This is a genomic window from uncultured Cyclobacterium sp. (genome assembly GCF_963976465.1).
GTDB lineage: Bacteria > Bacteroidota > Bacteroidia > Cytophagales > Cyclobacteriaceae > Cyclobacterium.
Map to the genome: position 1 here is coordinate 1 of NZ_CAXBOC010000287.1, position 7289 is coordinate 7289.

A 7289-nucleotide genomic window follows, 5' to 3' on the forward strand; every position below is an offset into this window, starting at 1 on the left:
CCGGTGATGATTCCCTCGGCCAGTAAATCAAAAAACTCCCGGAGGTAAGGTTTCCATAACCCAGCTACTTAAAAAAGCAAAGGTTCCGTCGATTAGATCCATCGGAGCTTCTGCCCAGGCAAATATGGCCTGAAATATAAGCAGCATTATTCCTAAAAAGGTCAAATATCCCCATACCGGATGCAAGAAAATAGCATCCAATTTACTATGAAATTCTTTAGGTTTATTGACTCCGGAAAGCACAGATTTTTCCAGCAAGGTATCAATTTTCTTATACCTCTCTGTGGTTTCTTTGGATTGCTGTTCTTCAGGATCAAAATGAAAAGCCTTGGCTTTTTCTTCAAGCCAAATCTTTTTATCATTTGCCAAAGTAGGATCAAAAGATGAAAACACTAATTGCTGAAAAGCTTGGTATGGTTGACTAAATCCAAACTTTTCCTGTACCTCTTCTAGCAATTCAGGCGAATCAGGCGTGTGAAAAGTTTTCCCCACCACAAACTTATCCTCCGTAAACAAGGATTTAACTTCTTCAAGCCCTTCATTATTTCTAGCATCTGTCATTACCAATGGTACTCCAAAGGCTTTGTACAAGGCAAAGGTCTTGATAGACAAACCTCTTTTTTCTGCCAAATCCTTCATATTGATTACAAAGGCTATAGGAATACCCAAATCCATTACTTGAGTTCCAAGCAGAAGGCTTCTTTCCAAATTACAAGCATCCAAAATCACTAGGGCCGCATCAGGTTTGGCTTCTCCCTGTCCATTCAGCACCTTGTGTGCAATAACCTCATCCTCGGATTTGGGCAATAGACTATATGTACCCGGCAAATCAATCAGTTCAAATCTTTGCTCACCCTTATGAAAATAACCGACCATTTTGTCGACGGTCATTCCCGGATAATTACCAATTTTTTGATTTAAGCCTGTGAGTTGGTTAAAAATACTGGACTTCCCTACATTAGGATTACCTATGATGGCAATTCTTCGCGTTCCCAATCGTTCTGCTATTTCCATTCCCTACTCTGCTTTTAAATGAATCAAATCAGCTTCTTCTACCCTTAAGGCGAGGATATTGCCATCAATAATAAAGGCCATAGGGCCATTAAAAGGGGCTTTTTTTAGCAAGCTGATCTTCTTACCGGGCAAAACTCCCATTTCCATCATCCTTACCAGCAGGTTAGAATTGGTAATACTGGAAATTTCGTGTACTAAATTGTTTTTAAGTCCTGCTGCAGTCATAGGAATTTGATTTTTAAAGCTTTTCTGCATCTTTCATTTCAATCCGCAATTTTAACATATTTTTCTCGTAAAAATAAGAATTTCAGCCTTTATTTAGATTGAATAAATTATACCTGATTTAAGGTAATAACCATAAAACATGAGTTAGAAGTTCGATAATAGCCAAACCATTTAAAAATATATTCATACTGAACCTTAATGAGCTGCTTTAAATAGCTGGCTACTAAAGTAAAATGCTCTTTCCTCTGGGCTTACTTTCCTAATCATAAAGATGAAATTCCCTAGCAAGAGGAAAAATTTAACTTAAATAATAAAAAATAAACCTTGGCTTAGGTAATTCTTGTCACAAAACGGCTTGCATTAAATCACTAAATTTAAATTGATTGAAACAATGGATCTACTAAAGCATATAAATGTATAGAATTGGCACGGATTTTCGACCAATTTGAATATGGGATTTGTTTTAGGAAAAGCAGAGGAATTTAAAAAAATTTAAGTCCTCACTGTTCTTGATTTAAATGATCAGGTACCTTAAGATTCACGATCAATTTAAAATAAGCTGTTAATTAAAATCTAAATTGTTATGTTTTTCGAACGTGTTTATGATAAAAGTTTAGCGCAAGCCAGTTATGTTATCGCTTGTCAGGCGGCCGGAGTAGCAGCCGTAATAGATCCTAAAAGAGATGTGGACACCTATTTAAAAATTGCTGAAGAAAATAATTTTACGATTACTAAAATATTAGAAACTCATATTCATGCTGATTTCTTATCCGGATCTCGGGAGTTGGCTTCAATTACAGGGGCCGAAATGTACCTTTCTGATATGGGAGATGAAGATTGGCAATATGAATTTCCTCATAAAAAAACCCTTAATGGTGACCATATTGAATTGGGTAACTTGGATTTTGGAGTAGTCTCCACCCCGGGACACACTCCGGAAAGCTTGAGTTTTATCCTTACAGACAAAGCCGCAAGCGATGCCCCAGTCATGATTTTTACCGGAGATTTTATATTTGTTGGGGATGTAGGAAGACCCGACTTGCTGGAACAAGCTGCAGGAATCAAAGGAAGCCAAGAAATTGGCGCAAGCCAACTATTTGAATCTCTGCAACATTTCCAAAATTTTCAGGATTTTATTCAAGTTTGGCCCGGGCATGGGGCAGGTTCAGCCTGTGGGAAATCTTTAGGAGCCGTACCCTCCACTACTGTCGGTTATGAGAAAATTAGAAATTGGGCATTTAAATTATTGGATGACAAAGATGTTTTCACCAACACCTTATTGGAAGACCAACCTGAGCCTCCCAAGTATTTTGCTAAAATGAAACAGCTCAATAAAATTGAGCGAAAACTAATTACAGAAGTTCCGCTGATTAGACATTTGGATAAAAACGAATTCAAAGAAATTTTACATGGAGAAATGTCCATTATTGATACCCGAACTCCAGAGGCATTTGCCAAAGGATTTTTAAGCAGAACTTTGAATATTGAAAACAACAACAGCTTCCCTACCTGGATGGGTTGGTTTATGGATTACGACAAACCATTTGCATTAATTGCCGAGCCGGATGAATTGGAAGATCTTTCAAGGAAATTGATGAGAATTGGGCTAGACAATGCATTTGGCTACATCAGCCCTTCCGAGCTAAAGGAAACCAGTGACCTATCATTTAACAAAGAAGCACCTATTGATAAAGAAGAAGTAAAAGAGAAAGTTGTCAACCAAAATGCACAAATTATAGATGTAAGGGGAGCCTCTGAATACAAAAAAGGCCATATTGATGGAGCCGTAAACTTATTTGTTGGAAAATTGAATGAAAACCTTGATCAGGTAAGTAAAGATCGGCCGGTTATCGTGCATTGTCTATCAGGCAGCCGTTCTGCCATCGCCTATTCTTTACTAAAGGCTAATGGTTTTGAGAATGTCTATAATTATTCCGGCGGCTGGCAGGACTGGCAGCAGCATTAACCCAACGGTTTTTGGCCAAAACCAGTCCCCAAACTAAATGTTCTTATAAGCAAGCGAAGAATTATTTTGTTTATTGTATTTAAAATAAGAATTGGTTAATTGCAAGTTGATAATTTTATCTAATCATGCCTTATATTGGGTGTGATTTGATTTATTAAGACATTCAATAGCAATGAAAACTACCCTACAAGAACTTGCCCATGAGCTGGCTGAACTGGAAGCCTCACTGATTGGAGTTACCCATGAGTTTGATGTTTACCTAGACCGGATACCTGTTGATCAAAGAGTTGCCGCTATAAACCTGATTCAGTATTTATATTTCAGAAGCGAGGATAGAAAATCTCTCCAATCAAAGCTGCATTATTACGGTTTTTCAGCACTTTCCAATTCAGAAAATCACTTGCATAGGCAGGTACAAACCATCAGGCAACGATTAGGCCATACTTATGAAGAAGGAGAACTTAACCCTTGCACCTATAAATTTAGCCGAAAACGACTAGAACAAAACAGCAAAATACTGTTCGGAAAGCAAGCTCAAGCCAAAATGCCGACTGTAATGGTCACATTTGCTACAGATTTTGCTGATAATCCTGAACTTATTGAGCGGTTGTTATTGAATGGCATGCAAGTCGCCCGTATTAATTGCGCCCATGACGATCAGGCAGTTTGGCAGAAGATGATAGATCAAGTCAGAGCTGCTGAGGAAAAAACCGGCCTATCCTGCAAAATATATTTTGACCTTGCCGGACCAAAGATCAGAACCAGCCTCCTGGCCAAGGGAAAGGAAGAGGGAAAAGTGAAGGTTGAAGAAGGAGACGAAATCTGGTTGGCAGAAAGTAAACAAGATTTTTCAGCTGAAGACATTGTCATAAGCCCCAATGAAAAAGGTATTATTTCCTCACTTCAAGAAGGCCATCGCGTCTTCATTGACGATGGCGAAATAAGTGGTGTTGTCATAAAGGCGATGCAAGGCAAAGCGGCAGTAAAATTGGAAAGGGTAGCATCCAAGAAAGGGAAAATTAAATCAGAAAAAGGAATCAATTTTCCCGATTCCCCCTTGAGCATCCCATCCTTAACCGATTATGACAAAGAATGTCTTCCTTTTATCACAGCGCATGCTGATTTATTGGGCTATTCTTTTGTGAAAACTCCCGGTGACATCACCAAATTAAATAATGAACTTAAAAAATTAAAATTAAAGAAACATCCTGCAATTATTCTCAAAATAGAAACCCCGGAATCCGTAAGAAATTTACCTGCCCTATTGTTTGAAGCCATGAAGACACCGCCATTTGGAATCATGATCGCAAGAGGGGACCTGGCTGTAGAAATAGGTTTTGGAAGAATGGGAGAAATTCAGGATCAAATTTCATGGATTTGTGAAGCAGCCCATGTGCCGGTGGTCTGGGCCACACAAGTGTTAGAAAAACTGCAAAAATCCGGCATGCCCACCCGATCGGAAATCACTGATGCTGTACAAGCTTCTCTTGCTGAATGCGTCATGATCAACAAAGGCAACCATACCATAAGAGTCCTGAAAACATTAAAAGAAATAATGCAAAGAACAGCAGGACACAGAACCAAAAAAAGGTTCATATTCCGCCCCTTGAGCATAGCCATTGATTTTATAGAATCAAAAAACATCTACAACATCCCACCAAAAGCCGAGGAAAAGTAATTTAAAGTCCTGACCATAAAGTTTTTTTACGGAATTAACTATTCCTTAAACAGTACAGTGCAGGATACCTTTGAAAGAAAAACCATTTACATTTAGCCCCAAACAAAAATAAAATAAACCCATGAGGACATTGACTTTTTGGACCTTACTTTCTTTAATCTTTTGCATCAATGCAAGGGCTGAGTCAGACTTAACCCCAGAATATTTAAGATGTGAATACCTTGAAAATCCCTTTATCGATGAAAGAAAGCCACGGTTAAGCTGGATTTTAACTTCTGAAGTTAGAAACCAATACCAAACTGCCTATAGAATTTTAGTGGCAAGCAAAGTTGAACTTCTGGAACCCGGGAAAGCGGACCTATGGGATTCAAAAAAAACCATGGGGGACATTACTTCTCAGGTGGTCTATCAAGGTAAACCGCTCCAATCTCGACAGAAATGTTACTGGAAAGTACAGAGCTGGGACAAGAAGGGGCAAGCCGGTAAGTGGAGTGAAGTTGCTACTTGGGAAATGGGACTTCTCAATGAAAATGATTGGAAAAGTGAGTGGATAGGAAAGGATTTTTCAGCCAATACCCAAGCCATTCCCTATAAAAACAAAGAATTATTTTTACCCCCCTCTCCTATTTTAAGAAACAAAATCAACCTACCCAATAAAGTAGCCCAAGCACGCTTATATATTACCTCACTGGGTTTATATGAATACAAAATCAACGGCAAAAAAGTAGGGAAAGACTTTCTTGCACCCGGCTGGACTGATTATAACAAAAGACTGTATTACAATGTATACGATGTGACACAGCAGTTGGATCAGGGAGAACATGTGCTACAAGCCACACTCTCACCAGGTTGGTACAGTGGCTATATAGGCTATGCATTATTGATAGGAAACCCTGTTGTCAGGGCCTTTTATGGTGACACACCTGCACTGAAAGCACAGCTGGAAGTCACCTACAGCAATGGAGAAACAGCCATTTTTGCCACCAATGCGCAATGGAAAGCTGCTTCCGGTGGGCTGGTAGAATCAGATATTCTTCATGGGGAAACCTTTGATGCCAGAAAAGTCCCTGAAGGTTGGAGCCAAACTAATTATAATGACGAAGCCTGGGAGAATGCAAGCATTATAAATGGTGGAAAGCGTAATTTACAATTATACCCTGCTCAACCGGTTCAAGTTACTGAGCTTATTAAACCTATAGAAATCCATGAAAGAGAAAATGGTAATTTTATTTTCAATATGGGGCAAAATTTTGCGGGATTGGTAAAATTAAAAGTAAAGGGAAATGCAGGTGATAAAGTAGTATTAAAGTTTGGGGAAATGTTGCACCCAGACGGCAGGTTGATGGACGAAAACCTTCGAATGGCCAGGGCAACAGACACCTATATACTCAAGGGAGATCCTGAGGGAGAGGAATGGACCCCTGCATTTACTTATCATGGTTTTCAGTATGTAGAAGTCAGTGGATTTCCGGGCAAACCAACAGAGGAGAATATCACAGGTTTAGTGCTTGGCTCAAATACAACTAGGGTTGGCCGGTTCGAGACAGACCACCCCATGGTCAATCAATTGTACAAAAACATTGTATGGACGCAGCGTGCCAATTTTGTGGACATCCCTACAGATTGTCCCCAAAGAGATGAAAGAATGGGTTGGACAGGAGATGCGCAGACCTATGCCGGAACGGCGGCCATCAATATGGATGTCGCTGCTTTTTTCACCAAATGGATTCAAGATCTCCACGATGCGCAATGGGAATACGGAGCCTATCCGGATTATGCCCCCGCTCCACCCGTAAGGAGTACAGACACCTATGCCCCCGGTTGGATGGAAGCAGGTATTATCAATCCCTATGAACAATTTAAGGCTTATGGTGATACCAGAATCATTGAATCGGGCTGGGAAAATATGGAGAAATTCATGGCTTTTCATCATAAAAAAAGCAAAGGGGCTTACTTCTATCCGGAAGGTTCTTTTGCAGACCTCAATCCTAAAGGGGGATATGGAGACTGGCTCTCTATAGGTAAAAAAACCCCTCCGGACATGTTGGCTACCATGTATTATGGCCATGCGGCCGACCTTATGTCTGAAATGGCCGAAGCCATAGGCAAACCGGAAAGAGCCATGCATTATCAAAACTTGGCAAAAAAAATTAAATCAGCATTTGCAGCACATTACCTCAACAAAGAAAATCTAAGGCTCAAGACAGATGCTACAGCTTATGGTGATGGAGCCGGATACGTAGATGGAAAGATGGGATTTTCGGGAAATACACAAACAGCTTACGCCAATGCTATTATCTTGGATTTTCTTGATGACAAACAAAAACAAATAGCCGGAAAACACCTGGCTCAGCTCATCCATGAGAATGATGGGAAATTAGCCACAGGTTTTCTTGGTGCCAAGCA

The 7289-nt window shown here is 39.8% G+C and carries 5 protein-coding genes; 3 read left to right on the forward strand and 2 right to left on the reverse strand.

Features of this window, described 5'->3' with window-relative positions; genetic code table 11:
- Positions 1-27 precede the first annotated feature (27 nt).
- The gene (locus AAC037_RS15615) at positions 28-1014 is read right to left on the reverse strand and encodes a FeoB small GTPase domain-containing protein (protein ID WP_339903850.1); all 987 of its coding nucleotides are present in this window, start codon (positions 1012-1014) and stop codon (positions 28-30) included.
- 3 nt (positions 1015-1017) lie between these two features.
- Entirely contained in the window at positions 1018-1239 is a 222-nt protein-coding gene (locus AAC037_RS15620) for a FeoA family protein (RefSeq protein WP_339903851.1), read from the reverse strand.
- Positions 1240-1822: 583 nt separating this feature from the next.
- On the opposite strand from AAC037_RS15620, the gene AAC037_RS15625 reads away from it, so the two are divergent.
- From AAC037_RS15625 to AAC037_RS15635, 3 genes are all read left to right on the forward strand, one after another.
- Positions 1823-3205, forward strand: coding sequence for an MBL fold metallo-hydrolase (locus tag AAC037_RS15625; RefSeq protein ID WP_339903852.1), 1383 nt, complete (start codon positions 1823-1825; stop codon positions 3203-3205).
- A 172-nt stretch (positions 3206-3377) separates the two neighbouring features.
- Positions 3378-4883 carry a pyruvate kinase gene (locus tag AAC037_RS15630; protein ID WP_339903853.1) on the forward strand — a complete coding sequence of 502 codons (1506 nt, stop codon included), beginning with the start codon at positions 3378-3380 and terminating at the stop codon, positions 4881-4883.
- 121 nt (positions 4884-5004) lie between these two features.
- On the forward strand, positions 5005-7289 hold a 2285-nt coding region (locus AAC037_RS15635; RefSeq protein ID WP_339903854.1), incomplete at its 3' end, for a family 78 glycoside hydrolase catalytic domain.